This window comes from Pseudomonas sp. DTU_2021_1001937_2_SI_NGA_ILE_001, from assembly GCF_032463525.1.
Lineage (GTDB): Bacteria > Pseudomonadota > Gammaproteobacteria > Pseudomonadales > Pseudomonadaceae > Aquipseudomonas.
In genome coordinates, this window is the sequence record NZ_CP135971.1 from 4,053,595 (window position 1) to 4,073,532 (window position 19,938).

19 protein-coding genes are annotated in these 19,938 nt (G+C 64.2%); 8 read left to right on the plus strand and 11 right to left on the minus strand.

Going from position 1 to position 19,938, the window contains the following annotated elements; all coding sequences use genetic code 11:
- Positions 1–37 precede the first annotated feature (37 nt).
- The 3 genes from gshA to RRX38_RS17635 form a co-directional block, all read right to left on the minus strand.
- Positions 38–1,627, minus strand: coding sequence for a glutamate--cysteine ligase (gshA, locus tag RRX38_RS17625; protein WP_295473488.1), 1,590 nt, complete (start codon positions 1,625–1,627; stop codon positions 38–40).
- A gap of 323 nt (positions 1,628–1,950) precedes the next feature.
- Complete coding sequence (locus RRX38_RS17630; RefSeq protein ID WP_295473491.1) at positions 1,951–2,334, minus strand: PaaI family thioesterase; 384 nt, start codon at positions 2,332–2,334, stop codon at positions 1,951–1,953.
- Positions 2,334–4,655 (minus strand): Tex family protein, encoded by a 2,322-nt coding sequence (locus RRX38_RS17635; protein ID WP_315960093.1) that lies wholly within the window; start codon positions 4,653–4,655, stop codon positions 2,334–2,336. Before RRX38_RS17635 ends, RRX38_RS17630 begins: the two co-directional genes overlap by 1 nt.
- Positions 4,656–4,905: 250 nt before the next feature.
- Here RRX38_RS17635 and ompR point away from each other — a divergent pair, with 250 nt between their 5' ends.
- Positions 4,906–5,646, plus strand: a complete 741-nt coding sequence (ompR, locus tag RRX38_RS17640; protein WP_295473497.1) for a two-component system response regulator OmpR — start codon at positions 4,906–4,908, stop codon at positions 5,644–5,646.
- A 131-nt stretch (positions 5,647–5,777) separates the two neighbouring features.
- Positions 5,778–7,091 carry an ATP-binding protein gene (locus tag RRX38_RS17645; protein WP_315960094.1) on the plus strand — a complete coding sequence of 438 codons (1,314 nt, stop codon included), beginning with the start codon at positions 5,778–5,780 and terminating at the stop codon, positions 7,089–7,091.
- Between the two features lie 91 nt (positions 7,092–7,182).
- Here the strand turns inward: RRX38_RS17645 and rimK are convergent, their stop codons facing one another.
- From rimK to RRX38_RS17660, 3 genes are read right to left on the minus strand one after another with little or no spacing between them, the layout of a single operon-like run.
- Complete coding sequence (gene rimK / locus RRX38_RS17650; protein WP_295473501.1) at positions 7,183–8,088, minus strand: 30S ribosomal protein S6--L-glutamate ligase; 906 nt, start codon at positions 8,086–8,088, stop codon at positions 7,183–7,185.
- Positions 8,085–8,528: an ATP-dependent zinc protease gene (locus tag RRX38_RS17655; RefSeq protein WP_295473528.1), complete on the minus strand. Its 444-nt coding sequence runs from the start codon at positions 8,526–8,528 to the stop codon at positions 8,085–8,087. Before RRX38_RS17655 ends, rimK begins: the two co-directional genes overlap by 4 nt.
- Positions 8,529–8,580: 52 nt before the next feature.
- Entirely contained in the window at positions 8,581–9,363 is a 783-nt protein-coding gene (locus tag RRX38_RS17660; protein WP_315960095.1) for an EAL domain-containing protein, read from the minus strand.
- A 154-nt stretch (positions 9,364–9,517) separates the two neighbouring features.
- Here RRX38_RS17660 and RRX38_RS17665 point away from each other — a divergent pair, with 154 nt between their 5' ends.
- On the plus strand, positions 9,518–9,922 hold the full coding sequence (locus RRX38_RS17665; protein WP_315960096.1) for an RNA-binding S4 domain-containing protein: 405 nt from the start codon (positions 9,518–9,520) through the stop codon (positions 9,920–9,922).
- Here the strand turns inward: RRX38_RS17665 and RRX38_RS17670 are convergent.
- Complete coding sequence (locus RRX38_RS17670) at positions 9,912–10,721, minus strand: phosphatase PAP2 family protein (RefSeq protein WP_315962698.1); 810 nt, start codon at positions 10,719–10,721, stop codon at positions 9,912–9,914. The genes RRX38_RS17665 and RRX38_RS17670 overlap by 11 nt on opposite strands.
- A 104-nt stretch (positions 10,722–10,825) precedes the next feature.
- On the opposite strand from RRX38_RS17670, the gene hslO reads away from it, so the two are divergent.
- The 3 genes from hslO (at position 10,826) to RRX38_RS17685 (ending at position 14,139) form a co-directional block, all read left to right on the plus strand.
- Positions 10,826–11,731, plus strand: coding sequence for an Hsp33 family molecular chaperone HslO (hslO, locus tag RRX38_RS17675; RefSeq protein WP_295473511.1), 906 nt, complete (start codon positions 10,826–10,828; stop codon positions 11,729–11,731).
- A gap of 170 nt (positions 11,732–11,901) precedes the next feature.
- Positions 11,902–13,446, plus strand: coding sequence for a phosphoenolpyruvate carboxykinase (locus tag RRX38_RS17680; RefSeq protein WP_295473514.1), 1,545 nt, complete (start codon positions 11,902–11,904; stop codon positions 13,444–13,446).
- A gap of 192 nt (positions 13,447–13,638) precedes the next feature.
- The gene (locus RRX38_RS17685; protein ID WP_315960097.1) at positions 13,639–14,139 is read left to right on the plus strand and encodes a GNAT family N-acetyltransferase; all 501 of its coding nucleotides are present in this window, start codon (positions 13,639–13,641) and stop codon (positions 14,137–14,139) included.
- A 69-nt stretch (positions 14,140–14,208) separates the two neighbouring features.
- On the opposite strand, the gene RRX38_RS17690 is transcribed toward RRX38_RS17685, so the two are convergent.
- Together RRX38_RS17690 and ycaC are read right to left on the minus strand one after the other, a co-directional pair.
- Positions 14,209–14,790 carry a TIGR00730 family Rossman fold protein gene (locus tag RRX38_RS17690; protein WP_295473520.1) on the minus strand — a complete coding sequence of 194 codons (582 nt, stop codon included), beginning with the start codon at positions 14,788–14,790 and terminating at the stop codon, positions 14,209–14,211.
- Positions 14,791–14,926: 136 nt separating this feature from the next.
- A complete protein-coding gene (ycaC, locus tag RRX38_RS17695) occupies positions 14,927–15,553 on the minus strand; it encodes an isochorismate family cysteine hydrolase YcaC (protein ID WP_315960098.1) in 627 nt (208 codons plus the stop codon).
- A gap of 287 nt (positions 15,554–15,840) precedes the next feature.
- Here ycaC and RRX38_RS17700 point away from each other — a divergent pair, with 287 nt between their 5' ends.
- The gene (locus RRX38_RS17700; protein WP_315962699.1) at positions 15,841–17,337 is read left to right on the plus strand and encodes a methyl-accepting chemotaxis protein; all 1,497 of its coding nucleotides are present in this window, start codon (positions 15,841–15,843) and stop codon (positions 17,335–17,337) included.
- On the opposite strand, the gene RRX38_RS17705 is transcribed toward RRX38_RS17700, so the two are convergent.
- The gene (locus tag RRX38_RS17705) at positions 17,328–18,197 is read right to left on the minus strand and encodes a LysR family transcriptional regulator (protein WP_315960099.1); all 870 of its coding nucleotides are present in this window, start codon (positions 18,195–18,197) and stop codon (positions 17,328–17,330) included. The two genes, RRX38_RS17700 and RRX38_RS17705, sit on opposite strands and share 10 nt — an antisense overlap.
- 123 nt (positions 18,198–18,320) lie before the next feature.
- Here RRX38_RS17705 and RRX38_RS17710 point away from each other — a divergent pair, with 123 nt between their 5' ends.
- Positions 18,321–19,517, plus strand: coding sequence for a YbfB/YjiJ family MFS transporter (locus tag RRX38_RS17710; RefSeq protein WP_315960100.1), 1,197 nt, complete (start codon positions 18,321–18,323; stop codon positions 19,515–19,517).
- Here the strand turns inward: RRX38_RS17710 and RRX38_RS17715 are convergent.
- A complete protein-coding gene (locus RRX38_RS17715) occupies positions 19,503–19,916 on the minus strand; it encodes a DoxX family protein (RefSeq protein ID WP_295478198.1) in 414 nt (137 codons plus the stop codon). The two genes, RRX38_RS17710 and RRX38_RS17715, sit on opposite strands and share 15 nt — an antisense overlap.
- Positions 19,917–19,938: the final 22 nt, after the last annotated feature.

The following is a 19,938-nucleotide window of genomic DNA, read 5'->3' on the forward strand; positions in this document are numbered from 1 at the left end:
GGCCGCTGCCGGTCAGCAGCGGCCCCAGGCGTGACGATCAGTTGCTGATCGACAGGATGCTGGCCTGATAGGCACCGACGAAGGTGTCGAAATCCACCACTTCTTCGCTGGACTCCAGCTCGGTCTGGTCGGCCAGGGAGGTGCTGGCCAGCGCTTCGAAGCGTGCCTGCTGCTCGGCGGGCAGCGGCCGGTTGCGGAAGTACTCGGCGTGCACCTGGCTCTGGCGCAGGGAGAACGCCGCGAAGCCTTCGCCGCGCTCGCGCATGGCGGCGAGGATCTGCGCCGACGGGGTCAGCGATGGGTCATCGATTTTCGCCTGCTGCGCGGCCAGGGAGCGGCGGTGTTCGTCGCTGCCATTGGCCTGGTCGAGCAGCTGCGCGATGGGGGCGATCTTGCCCAGCAACTCGCTGGCCCAGGTCTTGAGTTCCACGGCCTTACCCTGGCGCTGCAACTGCAGTCCGGGGCGCCGGCCTTCCTTGACCACGCTGAGGAAGTTGCTGCCAGCGTTGCCGCATTCGCCGTTCGACAGCTGCGGACTTTCTTCCAGCGCGCAGTAGAGGATGAAGGCATCGATGAAGCGCGCCTGCTCCAGGCTGATACCGGTGGGCAGGAAGGGGTTGATGTCTAGGCAGCGCACTTCGACGTACTGCACGCCACGCGCCATCAGCGCCTGGATCGGCCGTTCGCCGGTGTAGGTCACGCGCTTGGGGCGGATGTTGGAGTAGTACTCGTTCTCGATCTGCAGCACGTTGGTGTTGAGCTGGATCCACTCACCCTGGGCATCATGCGTACCGGCCTCGACATACGGCGCGTAGGGCGTGGCCACGGCGCGGCGCAGGCTGTCGGTGTAGCTCTGCAGGTCGTTGTAGCAGGGTGTCAGGTCGGCCTGCGCCTCGCTCTGGTAGCCCAGGTCACTCATGCGCAGGCTGGTGGCGTAGGGCAGGTACAGGGTGTCGGCGTCGAAGTCCTGCAGCTGGTGGGCGCGGCCCCGCAAGAAGCCCTTGTCCAGCGCCGGCGAGGCACCGAACAGGTACATCAGCAGCCAGCTGTAGCGGCGGAAATTGCGGATCAGCGCGATATAGGAATGCGACTGGTAGTCGCGGTCGCTGCCGGCGAACGCCTCGTTCTGGCGCAGCAGCGCCCAGGCGCCTTCCGGTAGCGAGAAGTTGTAGTGGATGCCGGCGATGCACTGCATGGTGCGACCGTAACGCAGGGCCAGGCCCTTGCGGTACACGTACTTGAGCTTGCCGATGTTCGAAGTGCCGTAGTAGGCCAGCGGAATGTCTTCCTCGGCCGGCAGCGGGCAGGGCATCGACGGGCTCCACAGCAGTTCGTCGCCCAGCTGGCTGTAGACGAAGCGATGGATGTTTTCCAGGCTGTCGAGGGTGTCGGCCGGGTTCTTCAGCGCCGGGGTGATGAACTCCAGGAGCGATTCGGAATAGTCCGTGGTGATCTGCTCGTTGGTCAGCGCCGACCCGAGGGCCCTGGGGTGCGGTGTCTGGGCCAGTTCGCCCTGGCCTGTCACGCGCAGGCACTCCCGCTCGATACCGTGCAGGCACTGCCCCAGAAGGGGAAGGTGGGTGCTTTCGCCGAGCACGGCCAGACGGCGGTTGAGAAATTCGCTCAAGGTGGATTCCTTCACACATCGGTCGCCCCGATATTGGGGTGGACATGACGGTCTACAAGGGTGAAGAAAGGAACTGGCGTTGTCGCCTGCTCGAGATTCACGGTTGTCTGCCCGGGCTTCATGGACAGGTTGATCCACCAAGTGGATTCACCCTTTCACCACAGACCAGGCCTGAGCGGGAAAGTACCGCAAATCGATGACACGCAGCTAGGTTGCCTGCGATCTTTGCCAGCCAAAAAGCGCCAGTCAGGTCGTGCGCTGCTCGGCGTGATGCGGGCCGGTGATGAAACGCACCGGCCCTTGCGCCCGCCAGGCATAAGCGCTCAGAGCACCGCGAAGGTGCCCTGCGCCTTGGCCACCAGCTTGTCGCCCTGCAGCACCTCGGCTTCCACCACCAGGGTGCGGCGCCCGGCGTGCAGGACCTTGGCGACGCACAGGACCTCGCCGTCGCTGACCCCGCGCATGTAGTTGATCTTGCACTCGATGGTCACGCTGCGCTGGTCGAAGCCATGGGCGCTGGAGCAGGCCAGGCCCATGGCGATGTCCACCAGGCTGAAGATCGCTCCGCCGTGCATCACGTTGCCCCGGTTGCGCAGGTGCGCTTCCAGGGGCAGGGCGACTTCGGCCACGCCGCTGTCCAGGCTGCGGATCTCGCAGCCGAGCATGCGGAAATAGGGACTGTGGGTCAGCTCCTCGGGTACTTGCATCAGCGTTTCTTCAACTGCTTGGCGTTGGCGAACAGCGAAGCCATGGCGTTGTTGGCCGGCGCCGCGGCGACGCTTTCACGCTTGGGCGCCCCGCCAGACTGCCGTGGGCTGGAGCCTGGGCGCGAGCCACGCGCGCCGTCGATCTTCTCGCCTGGGGTGTCGCTCATGCGCATCGACAGGCCGACGCGTTTGCGCGGAATGTCGACTTCCATGACCTTGACCTTGACCACATCGCCGGCCTTGACCGCTTCACGCGGGTCCTTGATGAACCTCTCCGACAGCGCGGAGATGTGCACCAGACCGTCCTGGTGCACGCCGATGTCGACGAAGGCGCCGAAGTTGGTGACGTTGGTCACCACGCCTTCGAGGATCATGCCCGGCTGAAGGTCCTTGAGGTCCTCGACGCCTTCCTGGAACTCGGCGGTCTTGAACTCGGGGCGTGGGTCGCGGCCCGGTTTGTCCAGCTCGCTGAGGATGTCGGTGACGGTGGGCAGGCCGAAGGTTTCATCGGTGAATTTCTTCGGGTCAAGGCGCTTGAGAAAGCCGGTGTCGCCGATCAGCGAGCGGATGTCGCGGTCGGTCTGCACGGCGATGCGCTGCACCAGCGGATAGGCCTCCGGGTGCACCGCCGAGGCGTCCAGCGGGTTGTCGCCGTTCATCACGCGCAGGAAGCCGGCCGCCTGTTCGAAGGTCTTCTCGCCGAGGCGGCTTACCTTTTTCAGTTCGGCGCGGTTCTTGAACGCGCCATTGGCGTCACGGTGCGCGACGATGTTCTGCGCCAGGGTCGCGTTGAGGCCGGAAATGCGCGTCAACAGAGCCACCGAAGCGGTGTTCACGTCCACGCCCACGGCGTTCACGCAGTCCTCGACCACCGCGTCCAGGCCGCGCGCCAGCTTGAGCTGCGACACGTCGTGCTGGTACTGGCCGACACCGATGGATTTCGGGTCGATCTTCACCAGTTCGGCCAGCGGGTCCTGCAGGCGGCGGGCGATGGATACTGCGCCACGGATCGACACGTCGAGGTCCGGGAATTCGCGGGCGGCCAGCTCGGAGGCCGAGTACACCGAGGCGCCGGCCTCGGAGACCATGACCTTGGTCATCTTCAGGCCTGGGTATTTCTTGATCAGCTCGGCGGCCAGCTTGTCGGTCTCGCGGCTGGCGGTGCCGTTGCCAATGGCGATCAGGTCTACCGAGTGCTTGGCGCACAGCGCGGCGAGCACGGCGATGGTCTGGTCCCACTGGTTCTTCGGCGCATGCGGGTAGACGGTGGCGTGGTCGAGCAGCTTGCCGGTGGCGTCGACCACCGCGACCTTGCAGCCGGTACGCAGGCCGGGGTCCAGGCCCAGGGTCGCGCGCGGGCCGGCCGGGGCGGCTAGCAGCAGGTCATGCAGGTTGTGGGCGAAGACGTTGATCGCCTCGGTTTCGGCGCTGTCACGCAGCTCGCTGAGCAGGTCGGTTTCCAGGTGGTTGTAGAGCTTGACCTTCCAGGTCCAGCGCACCACTTCGGCCAGCCATTTGTCGGCCGGACGGTTCTGGTTGCTCAGCCCGAAGCGCTCGCCGATCATCAGCTCGCACGGGTGCAGGGTTCCCGGCAGCTCTTCGCCGACCTTCAGGGTGCTGCTGAGAATGCCTTCGTTGCGCCCGCGGAAGATCGCCAGGGCACGGTGCGACGGTACGCTCTTGAGCGGCTCGTCGTGCTCGAAGTAGTCGCGGAACTTGGCGCCTTCTTCTTCCTTGCCCGGCACCACGCGGGCGCTGAGCACCGCTTCCTGCTTGAGGAAGCTGCGCAGTTTGTCGAGCAGGGTGGCGTCTTCGGCGAAGCGCTCCATGAGGATGTACTTGGCGCCTTCCAGGGCGGCCTTGACGTCGGCCACGCCCTTGTCGGCGTCGACGAAGCGTGCCGCTTCCTGTTCGGGGTTCAGGTTCGGGTCGTTGAACAGGCCGTCGGCCAGTTCGCCAAGGCCGGCTTCCAGGGCGATCTGGCCCTTGGTGCGGCGCTTCTGCTTGTACGGCAGGTACAAGTCTTCCAGGCGGGTCTTGGTGTCGGCCAGCTTGATGTCGCGGGCCAGTTCCGGGGTCAGCTTGCCTTGCTCCTCGATGCTGGCGAGGATGCTGACGCGGCGCTCGTCGAGTTCACGCAGGTAGCGCAGGCGCTCTTCCAGATGACGCAGCTGGGTGTCATCGAGGCTGCCGGTCACCTCCTTGCGGTAACGGGCGATGAAAGGCACGGTCGAGCCTTCATCCAGGAGTGCTACGGCCGCTTCGACCTGGATGGGGCGGACACCGAGTTCTTCGGCGATGCGGCTGTTGATGCTGTCCATAAGACCACCTAAGCAAGGACTGGCTCAATGCCAGTGTTTTCGAACAAAACGTCGTCCGGCGTTGCCTGACTGTGAGGGCGGCGCATTATAACCAGCTCGCTCCACTTGGGGGATCGCACCGACGCGGGGCGCAATCGGCAGCGATCTCCGGCGGTGCGCATGCCTGGCGCCGTAAAATCTGCTAACAATGCGCACGATGCGCGTCATAACAGCTACGCCATAATGCGCCCCGTGAACAAAGGAGCATCCGATGAGCAGCACTGCACTTAATGCCGAAGGCGAAAAGATCCTGATCGTCGATGACGATCCGGGGCTGAGCAGCCTGCTGGAACGGTTTTTCACCAGCAAGGGCTATCGCGCCCGGGCGGTGGCCAATGTCGAACAGATGGACCGCCTGCTGGCCCGCGAAGTTTTCAATCTCGTGGTTCTCGACCTGATGCTGCCGGGCGAGGACGGCCTGTCCGCCTGCCGCCGCCTGCGCGCCGCGAACAATCAGGTGCCGATCATCATGCTCACCGCCAAGGGCGACGAGCTGAGCCGCATCAAGGGCCTGGAGCTGGGCGCCGACGACTATCTGGCCAAACCCTTCAACCCCGATGAACTGATGGCCCGCGTCAAGGCGGTGCTGCGTCGTCAGGCACCTTCGGTGCCGGGCGCGCCGGGCAGCGAGGAAGAGTCGGTGACCTTCGGCGACTACGAGCTGTCGCTGGCCACCCGTGAACTCAAGCGCGGCGACGAAGTGCACATGCTGACCACCGGCGAGTTCGCGGTGCTCAAGGCCCTGGTGATGCACGCGCGCGAACCGCTGACCCGCGACAAGCTGATGAACCTGGCGCGTGGCCGAGAGTGGGATGCCCTGGAGCGTTCCATCGACGTGCAGATCTCCCGCCTGCGCCGGTTGATCGAGCCCGATCCTTCCAAACCCCGCTACATCCAGACCGTATGGGGCGTGGGCTATGTGTTCGTACCCGACGGCAGCGGTGCCCGCTGACCCCAGACCGTCGGCCCCGTGCTTGCATTGACGCGTCGATAGCCCGTCGGGTTATCGACGCTTTTTTGGTTTTGCCGGCCTGACAGAAACCGCGAGTTCTTCTCGCCCTGCAAAGTGTGACTGCTGCACCTATGAAGACTCCGCTGTGGTTCCCGCAAAGCTTCTTCTCGCGCACCCTCTGGCTGGTGCTGATCGTCGTGCTGTTTTCCAAGGCGCTGACGCTGGTCTACCTGCTGATGAACGAGGACGTGCTGGTCGACCGCCAGTACAGCCACGGCGTGGCGCTGACCCTGCGTGCCTACTGGGCGGCCAACGAGAATGACCGTGAGGCGATTGCCGAGGCGGCCGGGCTGATCCGTGTGGTGGGCGGCGGCGTACCGGAAGGCGAGCAGCACTGGCCGTACAGCGAAATCTACCAGCGGCAGATGCAGGCCGAGCTGGGTGAGGACACCGAAGTACGCCTGCGCGTGCATGCGCCACCCGCGCTGTGGGTGCGCGCGCCGAGCCTGGGGGATGGCTGGCTGAAGGTGCCGTTGTATCCGCACCCGCTGCGTGGGCAGAAGATCTGGAGCGTTCTGGGCTGGTTCCTGGCCATTGGTCTGTTGTCCACGGCCTCGGCGTGGATCTTCGTCAGCCAGCTCAACCAGCCGCTCAAGCGCCTGGTGTTCGCTGCCCGCCAGTTGGGCCAGGGGCGCAGCGTGCGCCTGCCGATCAGCGACACGCCCAGCGAGATGACCGAGGTGTACCGCGCCTTCAACCAGATGGCCGAGGATGTCGAGCAGGCTGGCCAGGAGCGCGAGCTGATGCTCGCCGGGGTATCCCACGACCTGCGCACGCCGCTGACCCGCCTGCGCCTGTCGCTGGAACTGATGACCGAAAAGAACGAATTCGTCGATGACATGGTGCGTGACATCGAGGACATGGACGCCATCCTCGATCAGTTCCTGGCGTTCATTCGTGACGGCCGCGACGAACAGATCGAGGAAGTCGACCTCGGCGCGCTGGTGCGCGAAGTGGTCGAGCCGTTCAACAGCGATGCCGAGCACATCCGCGTGTGCGTCGAGCCGATCCCGCCATTCCCGCTGCGCCGGGTGTCGATGAAACGCCTGCTGACCAACCTGATCGGCAACGCCATGCACCATGCCGGCAGCGGTATCGAAGTGGCGGCCTACGTGTCGGGGGACGCCGGTGCTCCCTACGTGGTGCTCAGCGTGCTGGACCGCGGGGCGGGCATCGACCCTTCGGAGCTGGAAGTCATCTTCAACCCGTTCATTCGTGGTGACCGGGCGCGCAGCGGCAAGGGCACCGGGCTGGGACTGGCGATCGTCAAGCGTATCGCGGCGATGCACGGCGGCAACGTGGAGCTGCGCAACCGCTCCGGCGGCGGCCTGGAAGCTCGCGTACGCCTGCCGCTGGGGCTGATGCTGCCGCGCGACGCGGTGTGAAGCGGCGGCAAGCCACAAGCGGCAAGCTATAAGCTGATCGCGGTGATGCTAGCGACGCGAACGGCGTTAGCTCACCGCTCGCTACTGCTTTTCAGCCCTTGCCCTTGGTCCGGGTCATGTTCGGTCCGCTGTTCTTTTCCAGATGCTCGATGATCATGCCGGCGACGTCCTTGCCGGTGGTGGTCTCGATGCCTTCCAGGCCCGGAGAGGAGTTGACCTCCATCACCAGCGGCCCATGGTTGGAACGCAGGATATCTACGCCGGCCACCGACAGGCCCATGACCTTGGCGGCGCGCAGTGCGGTCATGCGCTCTTCGGGGGTGATCTTGATCAGGCTGGCGGTGCCGCCACGGTGCAGGTTGGAACGGAACTCGCCGGGTTTGGCCTGGCGCATCATCGAGGCGATGACCTTGTCGCCGACTACGAAGCAGCGAATGTCTGCCCCACCGGCCTCCTTGATGTACTCCTGAACCATGATGTCCTGCTTGAGGCCCATGAACGCCTCGATCACCGATTCTGCCGCCGAGACGGTTTCGCACAGCACCACGCCGATACCCTGGGTGCCTTCCAGCACCTTGATCACCAGCGGGGCGCCGTTGACCATCTGGATCAGGTCGGGGATGTCGTCCGGCGAGTGGGCGAAGCCGGTAACCGGCAGGCCGATGCCCCGGCGCGACAACAGCTGCAGCGAGCGCAGCTTGTCCCGGGAGCGGGCGATGGCCACCGATTCGTTGAGCGGGAACACCCCCATCATTTCGAACTGGCGCAACACCGCGCAGCCGTAGAACGTCACCGAGGCACCGATGCGCGGAATCACCGCGTCGAAGCCTTCCAGCGGCTTGCCGCGGTAGTGGATCTGCGGTTTGTGGCTGGCGATGTTCATATAGGCGCGCAGGGTGTCGATCACCACCATCTCGTGGCCGCGTTCTAGGCCGGCCTCGACCAGGCGGCGGGTGGAATACAGACGCGGGTTACGCGAAAGCACAGCGATCTTCATGCAGCACCTGAGGGAATGGAGGCCGGGAACACCGGCTTGTCTTGTACGTAGGTAATACCCGGGTTGACCACCAGTTGGCCGTCGATCAAGGCATTGGAGCCGAGCAGCAGGCGATAGCGCATCGACTTGCGGCAGGCCAGGGTGAACTCCACCGGCCACACGCGATCACCCAGCGCCAGCAGGGTGCGGATCACGTAGCGGACCTGGGCGTGGCCGTTGGAACTCTTGATACTTTTCATGGCCACCAGTGGCGCTTCGCAGCGGCGGTGGCGCAACTGCACCACGGTGCCCAGATGCGCATTGAAACGCACCCATTTCTGCCCGTCGCGTTCGAATGGCTCGATCTCGGTAGCATGCAGGCTGGAGGTGCTGGCACCGGTGTCGATCTTGGCCCGCAGGCCGGCTACCCCGAGATCGGGCAGCGCCACCCACTCGCGCAGACCGATGACTGTCAGATGGTCGAATGTCTTCAAGGCGCGGATTCCGTACTACTCAAGGCGTTGGCCAGGCATCGGCGCGAATCTCGGAAAGGGCTTTGAATGCCGGGCGGGCGAACCAGTAACCCTGCATCAGGAAAATCCCGCAATCGGCGAGAAAATCGCGTTCTTCCGCATGCTCGATGCCTTCGGCGATCACCGTGATTTCCAGTTGTTGGCACATGCTGACCACGCCCCGCACGATGGCTTGACGCGCACGGTCGCGGTGGATGTCGCGGATCAGATCCATGTCCAGTTTGATCAGGTCGGGTTGAAAGTCGGCCAGTAGCTTCAGCCCGGCGTAACCGGCGCCAAAGTCGTCGATGGCCGTCATGAAACCGAACTGCTGATACTCGCGGAGAATATTCTGCAAATGTTTCACGTTGTCCACATGCTCGACTTCCACCGTCTCGAAAATCAGCCGCTCGACCGGAAAGTTGTGCTGACGCGCCGCTTCGAGGGTGCTGCGGATGCACAGCTCCGGGCGGTACACCGCATTGGGCAGGAAGTTGATCGACAAGCGTTCGGTCATGCCCAGAGCTGCCGCTCCGGCGATCGCCGCCACCCGGCAGCTCTGGTCGAAGCGGTAGCGGTTGCGGTCGTTGACCTGGCTCAGCACGCTCTGCGCGCTCTCGCCATTGGGACCGCGTATCAGGGCCTCGTAGGCGAACACCGAGCGATCGCGCAGGTCGACGATCGGCTGGTAGGCATAGTCGAAGGAAAAATCCAGGGGCGGGCTGTCCTTGCATCCCTGACACCCTCCCGTGCGTGCAGTCAGTGAGGCGGGAAAAATGGTCATGGCACACTCCAGGTGCGGCGGGAAGTAGACATCAAAATCCGGATGACCGGTTTTGACAATCGGGTCAGGGTTACTTCATGTTCCAACTCGGCTGGGCGCGTTGCCTGGCAGTGTTCATTAAAGCTTCAGATTGTCACGCAGATGAGAAATTCAGATGGCTCAGAAAGTAGAAGACGACGATAAGGTTCGCCTGGATAAATGGCTGTGGGCCGCACGGTTCTACAAGACTCGGGCCCTGGCCAAGGCGGCCATCGAAAGTGGCAAGGTGCACTGCCGGGGCGAGCGTTGCAAGCCCGGCAAGGAACCGCGCATTGGTGACGAATTCCAGATTCGCACCGGCTTCGACGAGCGCACCGTGGTGGTCGAGGCGCTGTCAGTGGTGCGCCGCGGCGCCCCCGAGGCGCAGACTCTGTACCGCGAAACCCCGCAGAGCATTGCCAGCCGCGAAGCCGCTGCGGCGCAGCGCAAGGCCGGCAATCTCGGCGTGACCACTGACGGCCGCCCGAACAAGAAACAGCGCCGCCAGTTGGACCGCTTTCACGATTTCGCTAACGGCTGACCCCCGCCCGTACCAGGCTCATGCGGTTGACCAGCGGGATGGCGCGGGCGATGGCGAACAGCGGTTCGCTCAGGCGCAGCCCCAGGCGCGTGACGTGGGCCGCATAAGGGGTGTAGATACCCCAGGCCAGCGCTGCCAGGGCGATGGCGACGCCGCCGATGTAGTCGTCCTGGCCCCAGTGTGCGCCGGCCACCAGGCGCGGCAGCATGAACAGCACGGCCAGGCTCCAGATCACCAGCTGGCGCCCGAACGAGCGGGCATACAGCGACATGAACATGGCCCAGATCAACAATACCGAGGCATGGTCGCCGGGAAAGCTGCGTCCCGAGTTGTCCTTCAGCTCCCAGGTCTTTTCCAGCTGCGGGAAGATGTGGCTCAGGCGCACGGCCTCGGGCAGCACGCGTGACGGGCTGTCGTGCTGCAGGTCCGTGGTGTTGATGTATTTCGCCAGCAGGCTGCGGATGATCAGCAGCAGTACCAGGATGGCGATGAAGCCGAAGATCGCCGCGCGGGTCTGGGCGGCCCGGAATACCCAATCGCCCTTGATAAGCAACATCAACAGAATCAAGCCGACCACGACATCGAAAGGCCGCATACTGGCCACCGTCCAGGCGTACAGCCACAGGTCGTTGCTGGCCAGCGGCTGGTTGAGCAGATGGAACAGCCATTCGTCGAAGCGGTTCATCAGCGCATGACCTTCCGGCCAGGCCCACAGGCCAAGCAGGACAAGGGCTGCGAGGTTGCACAGGATGAGGGGGCGGAACCTCCACCTGGCTTGGAAGAGAGGTGGATACTCCATAAACTGCTCCTTGAATCGCTTGAAATCCATGCACCCATTCGGTGCTCGAGGGCGCTCTTATAAGCGCCTGTCATCATTTTGTCATCAAATCAGACCCGGTTCTTATGTCCGAATTTCCCAAAAAAGACTTCACCCAGCGGTTCATCTTCGACGACAGCGATGTCCGTGGCGAGCTGGTCGCCCTGGAAAGCAGCTACGCCGAAGTGCTGGCTCGTCATCCTTACCCGGCACCAGTAGCTCGCTTGCTCGGCGAGCTGATGGCCGCCGCCGCCCTGTTGGTCGGCACCCTGAAGTTCGAAGGGCTGCTGATTCTTCAGGCGCGCTCCAGCGGTGCCGTGCCGCTGCTGATGGTCGAGTGCTCCAGCGAGCGCGAGCTGCGCGGCATCGCGCGCTATGACGAGGCGCTGATCGACGACCCCGAAGCCGGGCTGCAGGCGCTGATGCCCGACGGCTCGCTGGCGATGACCATCGACCCACGCCAGGGCCAGCGCTACCAGGGCATCGTTGCCCTGGACGGCGCCGACCTGTCCGAGAGCCTGTCCAGCTACTTCGCGCTGTCGGAGCAGCTGGGCACGCGTTTCTGGCTCAAGGCCGACGGCCAGCAGGCGCGCGGCTTCCTGCTGCAGCAACTGCCGGTGGCGCGCATCACCGATGCCGAAGAGCGCGCTGCCAGCTGGGAGCATGTCGTGACCCTGGCCAATACCCTGAGCGACGACGAGCTGCTGGGGCTGGACAACGAGACCCTGCTGCACCGCCTGTACCACCAGGAGCAGGTGCGACTGTTTGACACACAGCCGATCGCCTTCCGCTGCAGTTGCTCCCGCGAGCGCTCCGGCAATGCGTTGATCAGCCTCGGCCAAGAGGACGCCCAACAACTGGTGGCCGAGCATGGCGGAGCCATCGAGATCGACTGCCAGTTCTGCAACGAGCGCTATCTGTTCGACTCCACGGACGTTGCCCAGCTGTTCGCCGGTGGTGGTGTCGAGTCCCCTTCCAACACCCGCCACTGAAATTTTGACGCCCAAAACCTGTCAGACACGTTCATATCGTTCTGACAGGAGGGTTCTATCATTTCGTAGCATTTCTGGCATAATCCGGCCCACTTTTGGCTGTAGTAGTGGTTGTTTTTTTACTACAAAACCGTTTGGAACACTCGGCATTCCGCCGATGGGGACCCTTCATGACGCAAACCAAGAACGCTGTGTACACCGACCTGAGCATCGACGACCTGGTCAAGGAAGCCCTTGCCCGAGGCGAAGGCGAACTCGCCGACACTGGCGCACTGGTAGTGAGAACCGGCCACCGTACTGGTCGTTCTCCGGTGGACCGTTTCATCGTTGAAGAGCCAAGCACCCAGGACGCCATCGCCTGGGGCCCGATCAACCGCAAGTTCCCGGCCGACAAGTTCGACGCCCTGTGGGAACGCGTAGGGGCCTACCTGGCCGAGCGTGAGCGTTTCGTTTCCCACGTCCATGTCGGTTCCGACCCTGCCCATTACCTGCCGGTCAAGATGACCACCGAGACCGCCTGGCACAACCTGTTCGGTCGTTGCCTGTTCATCAACCCCGAGCAATACAACGCCGGTGGCAAGGATGAGTGGCAGATCTTCAACGCCCCATGGTTCGTCTGCGAGCCTGAGCGCGACGGCACCAACTCCGACGGCACCGTGATCATCAACTTCGCGGCCAAGAAAGTCCTGATCGCCGGCATGCGCTACGCCGGTGAAATGAAGAAAGCCATGTTCTCGGTGCAGAACTTCCTGCTGCCGGCCGCTGACGTGCTGCCAATGCACTGCGCCGCCAACATGGGCGAAGAGGGCGACGTGACCCTGTTCTTCGGCCTGTCCGGCACTGGCAAGACCACCCTGTCGGCCGACGAAAGCCGTTACCTGATCGGTGACGACGAGCACGGCTGGGGCGAAGGCGTGGTGTTCAACATCGAAGGCGGCTGCTACGCCAAGTGCATCGACCTGTCCGAGAAGAACGAGCCAGTCATCTGGAAAGCCATCCAGCACGGCGCCGTGCTGGAGAACGTGGTTCTCGACCCTGTCACCAAAAAGGCCGACTACGCCGACGACAGCCTGACCCAGAACAGCCGTGCGGCCTACCCGCGCGAACTGATCGAGAAGCGCGCACCGAAAAACCTGGGCGGCGAGCCAAACGCCGTGATCTTCCTGACCTGCGACCTGACCGGCGTACTGCCGCCTGTGTCGATCCTCAGCGAAGAGCAGGCCGCGTACCACTTCCTGTCCGGTTACACCGCGCTGGTCGGTTCCACCGAAATGGGTTCGGGCGCCGGCATCAAGTCGACCTTCTCCACCTGCTTCGGCGCGCCGTTCTTCCCGCGTCCGGCCGGTATCTACGCAGAGCTGCTGATCAAGCGTATCCGTGGCTTCAACTCCAAGGTCTACCTGGTCAACACCGGCTGGACCGGCGGTGGCTACGGGGTCGGCAAGCGCTTCAACATTCCGACCACCCGTGCGGTGATCGCGGCCATCCAGAGCGGCGCGCTGGTCGGTGCCGAAACCGAGCACCTGGACATCATCAACCTGGACGTGCCGAAGGCCGTTCCGGGCGTCGACACCGTACTGCTCAACCCACGCAACACCTGGGCTGACAAAGCGGCCTACGACGAAGCGGCCAAAGGCCTGGCCGGCCTGTTCATCGAGAACTTCAAGAAGTTCGAAGTGAGCGACGCCATCAAGGCTGCCGGTCCACAGCTGTAAGCGCGGACCCGCTGTACAAAAGCCGCCCTTCGGGGCGGTTTTTTATTGCGCATTTTTCCTGCGCAAAGCATCGCGGCTGAAGCCGCTCCCACCGGGTAGCAGCTTCAGTGAAGCTTTGTTGGCGAGCTTGGCACCTGCACGAGATGTCTGGAACAATGCTTTCCCTCCAGCTGCCCGTCATCAGGACCGCCCGTGACCTCTCCCAGCATCCAGATCCAGCCGTTCCAGCCCGCCGACCAGCAAGGCGTCTTCGACGTGATCGTGCCGATCCAGCGTGAAGAATTCGGTATCGCCATCACCGCCGCCGAGCAGCCGGACCTGGCCGCGATCCCGGACTTCTACCAGCGTGGCAACGGCAACTTCTGGGTGGCCAAACAGGGCGAACAGGTGGTTGGCACCATCGGCCTGAAGGACATCGGCGATGGCCTGGCCGCACTGCGCAAGATGTTCGTCGCCGCGCCATTTCGCGGTCGCGAGTTCGGGGTGGCTGCGCGCCTGTTGGCCGAGCTGCTCGACGGCGCCAGGGCCAAGGGCGTGCAGCGCATCTACCTGGGCACCACCGACAAATTCCTCGCCGCCCACCGCTTCTATGAAAAGCACGGCTTCAGCGAAGTGGCCAAGGACAGCCTGCCGGCGAGCTTTCCGCTGATGGCGGTGGACAGCAAGTTCTACGCGCTCGACCTGGCTGACTAAGCTCGACTTGGTGGAAACAGGCCAATACAACGAGGGCTCAACCGAGCCCTCGTTCTTCACCGACCTGTTTCAGGTCTGTTGATCCTTCTTGATCCACTTCACCACCTTCGGCGGTTCGTAGTTCTGGATGGCGGCGAGCAGGTCTTCCACGCTGTTCTTCACAATCACCATGCTGCGGTGTTCGTCGCGCAGGAAGGCCTGGTCGACGACGTGGGACAAGAAGGCCGACAGCCCGTCGTAGAAACCGTGGACGTTGAACAGCGCACAGGGTTTGTCGTGATAGCCCAGCTGCGCCCAGGTCCAGACTTCGAAGAGTTCTTCCAGGGTGCCGACACCGCCGGGCATGGCGATGAAGCCATCGGACAGCTCGGCCATCAGCGCCTTGCGCTCGTGCATGGATTTCACCACCCGCAGGTCCTGCAGGCCGGGGTGGGCGATTTCTTTCTGTTTCAGGGCCTGGGGAATCACGCCGATCACTTCGCCGCCATTGGCCAGTGCCGCATCGGCCACCGCGCCCATCAGCCCCACCGAAGCGCCGCCGTAGACCAGGCCGATTCCGGCCTTGGCCAGGGCTTCACCCAACTGGCTGGCCTGCTCCATGTACACCGGATTGCTGCCGGCACTCGAGCCGCAGAACACACAAAGACGCATCGATCATTTCCTTTCCGTAGCCATGGCGTCGGCAAGGGTGACACAGGTTTCGGCGAACGAACATGTACAGACGAGCGCAGGCCGGTGCCACCTGGATGGCACCGGCCTGAAGATCGACGGGATGGGCTGACCTTGCTTAGCGAGCGCTCAGCGCCGCGTAGCTGTTCATCAGGTTGCGGTAGTTGGGAATCCGCTGGCTCAGCAGGTTGCCCAGGCCTTCGATGTCGTTGCGCCAGTCGCGGTGCAGCTCACAGGCCACCGAGAACCAGTTCATCAGCTGCGCACCGGCCTGGCTCATGCGGTCCCACGCAGCCCGTTGCACGGTCTCGTTGAAGGTGCCGGAGGCGTCGGTGACCACGAAGACTTCGAAGCCTTCCTGCAGGGCCGAGAGTACCGGGAAGGTCACGCACACATCGGTCACCACACCGGCGATGATCAGTTGCTTGCGGCCGGTGGCTTTCACTGCCTTGACGAAGTCGTCGTTGTCCCAGGCGTTGATCTGGCCGGGGCGAGGAATGTACGGCGCGTTCGGGAACTGCTCTTTCAGCTCGGGAACCAGCGGGCCGTTGGGGCCTTGCTCGAAGCTGGTGGTGAGGATGGTCGGCAGGTCGAAGAACTTGGCCAGGTCACCCAGGGCCAGCACGTTGTTCTTGAACTCGTTGGGCGAGAAGTCCTGCACCAGGGAGATCAGGCCGGTCTGGTGGTCGATCAGCAGTACGGCGGCGTCGTCTTTGTTCAGGCGGTTGTAGGTGAAGTTGGTCATGGTGTCGTTTCCTTAATCTGAGAAGTTTTGTGGGGTAAGGCGTGTCGTTCAACTTGGGCACAGATTAAGGATTTACCCTGGCGTGATAAATCGGCTGAAAGGCGTTTTACTGTCAACCTGAAAGAGACAATTAACGAATTCATGACTATTAGCTGGTAAAAAACGGCTTGCTATTCATACGATGCCGAAGTGCCAGCATTGCTCTGCAAATGGATTGGTCAGTCTTTTGCTAGTACGACTCTCGCGGGCCGCAGCCCGCACTCAGCCACGCGGTCTGGAGGTTGTCGATAGTGAGTGAGCAACGTTTTCACGAGCATTACTGCAAGGCCGATCGCATCATGCTCGGTCTCATCTGGCTGTCCTTCCTCTGTTCCCTGGGGCTGGCGTTCTGGCATGACACGTTCGGCCAGGCGCTGCTGGTCGGCGGGGGCACGGCCTTGCTGCTCAGTGCCCTGTATCGGAGCATTCCGGGCACCAGAATCATGCGCTGCTGTTGTGCGGTGGCGGCCATGGTCATGGCCGGCCTGCACATCAACCAGGCCCAGGGCATGATCGAAGTCCACTTCGGCATCTTCGTGCTGATGGCGGTGCTTACGGTGTATCGCGACTGGTTGCCGATCCTCGTCGGTGCCGCGACCATCGCCACGCACCATGTGCTGTTCCATGCCCTGCACCTGGCGGGTTACCCGCTGTATGTCATGCACCACGGCGGCGGCTGGGGCGTCGTCATGCTGCATGCCCTCTATGTCGTGGTGGAGACGGTGATCCTCATGTACCTGGCCTGGCACAACCATGCCGAGGCCATGGAGAGCCAGGACCTGCTGGACAAGATGCTGAGTACCACATCGCGCCTGACCATCGGCGACGACGGCGAGTCGCGCAATCGTTTGCATGTACCGCTGGTGCAACGCTTCGACAGTTTTCTGCAGCAGCTCACTGGCATGATCGAAGGCGTGGTGCGCGACACCAGTGGACTGGGCAAGCTGGGCAACGATCTGGCCGAAGCCAGCACCAGCCTGGAGAACGGTGCCAACCGACAACTGTCGGAACTGACCAAGATGAACGACAGCATGCAGCACATGGGCGCGGGCATGGACGGCATCGCCGTACAGGTGGCCAAGGCCGTACAGCAGGCCGGTGACGTGCGTGAGCAGGTCGCCGAGTGCCACACCAGCGTCGATCGGGCGCAGCGCGAGATCCTTCAGCTGGCGGACTCGATCAACCAGACCGATCTGACCGTGCAGGCCCTGGCCAGCCAATCGGAGAAGATCGGCTCGGTGCTGGCGATGATCAGCAGCATTGCCGAGCAGACCAACCTGCTGGCCCTCAACGCCGCCATCGAAGCCGCCCGCGCCGGAGAGCAGGGCCGCGGTTTTGCGGTGGTGGCCGACGAGGTCCGCAGCCTGGCCGGACGCACGGCGGTGTCGACCCAGGAAATCCAGGGCATCATCGCCAGCCTGCAGCAGGAGAGCCGCCAGGCCGCCAGTGCCATGCAGGACAGCCGTCAGGGCGTCGACCGCTGCGTGCAGGACAGCCATCGTGCGGTCGAGTCGCTCAAGGCGGTAGGGGCGGGGATCGGCTCGATCACCGAGATCAGCGGGCTGATCGCCGCCACCACCGACGAACACAGCTGCCTGGGCCAGAGCATCGCCCAGCAGCTTCAGGTGGTGCGTGACATCGCCGAGCACACCGCGCAGAACGTCAGCACCCTGGCGCGCAGCAGCCAGCGCCTGCCGCCCCTGGCCACTCGCCTGGAAGGGCTGGGGCGCACCTTTCAGCGCTGATCGGCGAACGCCGCTGCCAGCGTATCGATGACCACCTTGACCCGCGCCGTGTGGCGCAGGTCCTGATGGGTCACCAGCCACACGTCGTAATCCAGCGCTTCGCGCTGCGGCCATACTGGCTGCAGCCCGGCGCTGCACGCCAGCGGCGCGGGCAGTTCGCCCAGCCCGATGCCCTCGTTCAGCGCCCGGCGAATCATCAGCCCCGAGCTGCAGGTCATGGCGATACGCCCGTGGGTGATCGGTTCGCCGCCCAGGGTCACCGGCTGGCCGCTGTCCAGGTAGGGCTGATAGACCACCAGATCGTGCCCGGCGAAGGCACTGCCCGGCTCCGGGACACCGCGCGCCTGCAGGTACGACGCGCTGGCGAACAGGCTGCGTGGCCAGCGCGCCAGGCGCCGCACCACCAAGTCGGGGTTCTGCGGTTTCAGGGTGCGCACGGCAATGTCGGCTTCGCGGCGGGTCAGGTCGAGCATCTGCGGCGAGGTCTGCAATTGCACCTGGATACCGGGGTGCTCCGCGTGCAGCCGCGCCAGGGCAGGAATGATGAAGTCGATAGCCAGAGAGTCGGTGGTGGTAAGCCGCACCACCCCGCTCATGCGCTGATCCATGCCGAGGATGCGCCGCTGCAGCTCGGCGGCCGCGTTTTCCATGGCCAGGGCGGTGTCCTGTGCCGCTTCACCGGCCGGGGTCAGGCTGTAGCCGCCGGCAATGCGCAGGAACAGGGTCGCGCCCAGCGCCCGCTCCAATGACGTGAGGCGTCGCCCTACCGTGGCCTGGTCGACGCCCAGCACCCTGGCCGCACCGCGCAAGGTGTGCTCACGGCACAGGGCCAGAAAAATCCGCGCATCGTCCCAGTTCATGAGCTGTTTTCTCCTGATGCATATTTGCAAATGGGGTGTGGAAAAACGCTGCATTATCTCATCGAAGCGCAGCGCTATGATCGGCCCACTTCATCAATGGTCGTCTTCGGACAAGAGGTCATCATGCGTTGCTCTTCCAACTGCCCGGCGCAATCGCCTGCGGCGTCATGGCTGCCGCTGTGGGCCGGGCTGTGTGCCAGCCTGGTCGGCATCGGCCTGGCGCGTTTCGCCTACACGCCGCTGGTGCCGGCGCTGATCGAGGCCCAGTGGTTTTCCGCCTCGGCGGTGGTCTACCTGGGCGCCGCCAACCTGGTCGGTTACCTGATCGGCGCCTTGGTGGCCCGGCCGCTGGCCACGCGCTGGTCGAGCCCGACGGTGCTGCGCGCCATGATGCTGCTGGTGGCGCTGGCGTTCCTGGCCTGTGCGCTGCCGCTCTCGGTGTTGTGGTTTTTCGCCTGGCGGGTGCTCTCCGGCATCGCTGGCGGCACCATCATGGTCCTGGCCGCCAGCACCATCCTGCCGCACATCGAGCCGGGGCGGCGGGGTCTTGCCAGTGGCGCGATCTTCCTCGGCATCGGGGTGGGCATCGCCGCTTCCGGTTCGCTGGTGCCCTGGCTGTTGTCGCTCGGCTTGCAGCAGACCTGGTTCGGGCTGGGCCTGGTGGCGCTGGTGCTGAGCTTGAGCAGTTGGAGCGGCTGGCCCGACGAGCCGGCGCGACAGGCCGAGACAGAGGCCGTCGAGGGGCGAGTGGTGTCGAGCGCGGCACTGCTGGTGTTCGCCCAGTACGCCTTGATGGCCGTCGCGCTGGTGGCACCGATGATGTTCCTCGCCGACTACGTGAGCCGGGGCCTGGGCGCGGGCCATCATGCGGCGGCGCTGATCTGGTCGCTGTACGGCGTCGGCGCCATCTTCGGGCCGCTGCTCTACGGGCTGCTGTCCGACCGTCTGGGGGCGCGCCCGGCGGTGCGCCGGGTATTGCTAGTGCAGCTTGCCGCCCTGGCCGTGCTGCTCTACTGCCAGGACCTGCGCGCCCTGGCGGTCGCCGCGCTGCTGATCGGCTCGTTCCCGCCCGGTATCGTGCCGCTGGCCCTGGCCCGTGTGCATCAACTGGTCGCCGGGCACCGTCAGCAAGGCGCCCTGTGGGGACGCGCCACGGTCTCCTTCGCCAGCTTCCAGGCCCTGGCCGGCTATGGCTACTCGGCGCTGTTCAGCGCCAGCGGCGGGCATTACGCCACGCTGTTCGCCGTGGCCGCTGGCGCGGTGGTGCTGGCACTGCTGCTCGAAGCGCTAATGCGCGACGGCCATTCAGCTGCGGCGTGACAGGCGCACCACCAGCGGCCCCGGCCCGGTGATCAGCAGGCCGCCGAAGAGAATCACGAACAGCCAGCCGAACTGGCTCTGCTCCAGGGTCCAGTCCGGATGCACCAGCAGCAGGGCGACCAGCAGCAGGAACAGAATCGGCAGGCAGGCCAGGCGGCAGGCGATACCCAGTGCGATCAGCGCCGGGCACAGCACCTGGGCGAACAGTGCGGCCAGCAGGGTGACATGCGGGCCCAGGCCCAGCGGGTCTTCGATGCGCTGCAGTTCGGCGCTCCAGTTCAGCAGTTTGGGCAGGCCGTGGGCGCTGAACATCAGCAGCGCGGCGCTGACCCGCATGAACAGCAGGCCGAGACCGACCAACTGGGCATCGGTTCGTGGGTTGAGCGAAGGCAGGGACATGGCAATTACTCGGGCAACAGGA

Bases quoted from the DNA above. Each gene is read 5' to 3' on its own strand.
- RRX38_RS17645 (WP_315960094.1), top strand. From the start codon at position 5,778: ATGAAGACTCCGCTGTGGTTCCCGCAAAGCTTCTTCTCGCGCACCCTC.
- ycaC (WP_315960098.1), bottom strand. From the start codon at position 15,553: ATGACCAACTTCACCTACAACCGCCTGAACAAAGACGACGCCGCCGTA.
- rimK (WP_295473501.1), bottom strand. From the start codon at position 8,088: ATGAAGATCGCTGTGCTTTCGCGTAACCCGCGTCTGTATTCCACCCGC.
- RRX38_RS17665 (WP_315960096.1), top strand. From the start codon at position 9,518: ATGGCTCAGAAAGTAGAAGACGACGATAAGGTTCGCCTGGATAAATGG.
- RRX38_RS17680 (WP_295473514.1), top strand. From the start codon at position 11,902: ATGACGCAAACCAAGAACGCTGTGTACACCGACCTGAGCATCGACGAC.
- hslO (WP_295473511.1), top strand. From the start codon at position 10,826: ATGTCCGAATTTCCCAAAAAAGACTTCACCCAGCGGTTCATCTTCGAC.
- RRX38_RS17660 (WP_315960095.1), bottom strand. From the start codon at position 9,363: ATGACCATTTTTCCCGCCTCACTGACTGCACGCACGGGAGGGTGTCAG.
- RRX38_RS17705 (WP_315960099.1), bottom strand. From the start codon at position 18,197: ATGAACTGGGACGATGCGCGGATTTTTCTGGCCCTGTGCCGTGAGCAC.
- RRX38_RS17635 (WP_315960093.1), bottom strand. From the start codon at position 4,655: ATGGACAGCATCAACAGCCGCATCGCCGAAGAACTCGGTGTCCGCCCC.
- RRX38_RS17715 (WP_295478198.1), bottom strand. From the start codon at position 19,916: ATGTCCCTGCCTTCGCTCAACCCACGAACCGATGCCCAGTTGGTCGGT.
- RRX38_RS17690 (WP_295473520.1), bottom strand. From the start codon at position 14,790: ATGCGTCTTTGTGTGTTCTGCGGCTCGAGTGCCGGCAGCAATCCGGTG.
- RRX38_RS17710 (WP_315960100.1), top strand. From the start codon at position 18,321: ATGCGTTGCTCTTCCAACTGCCCGGCGCAATCGCCTGCGGCGTCATGG.
- RRX38_RS17670 (WP_315962698.1), bottom strand. From the start codon at position 10,721: ATGGAGTATCCACCTCTCTTCCAAGCCAGGTGGAGGTTCCGCCCCCTC.
- RRX38_RS17630 (WP_295473491.1), bottom strand. From the start codon at position 2,334: ATGCAAGTACCCGAGGAGCTGACCCACAGTCCCTATTTCCGCATGCTC.
- ompR (WP_295473497.1), top strand. From the start codon at position 4,906: ATGAGCAGCACTGCACTTAATGCCGAAGGCGAAAAGATCCTGATCGTC.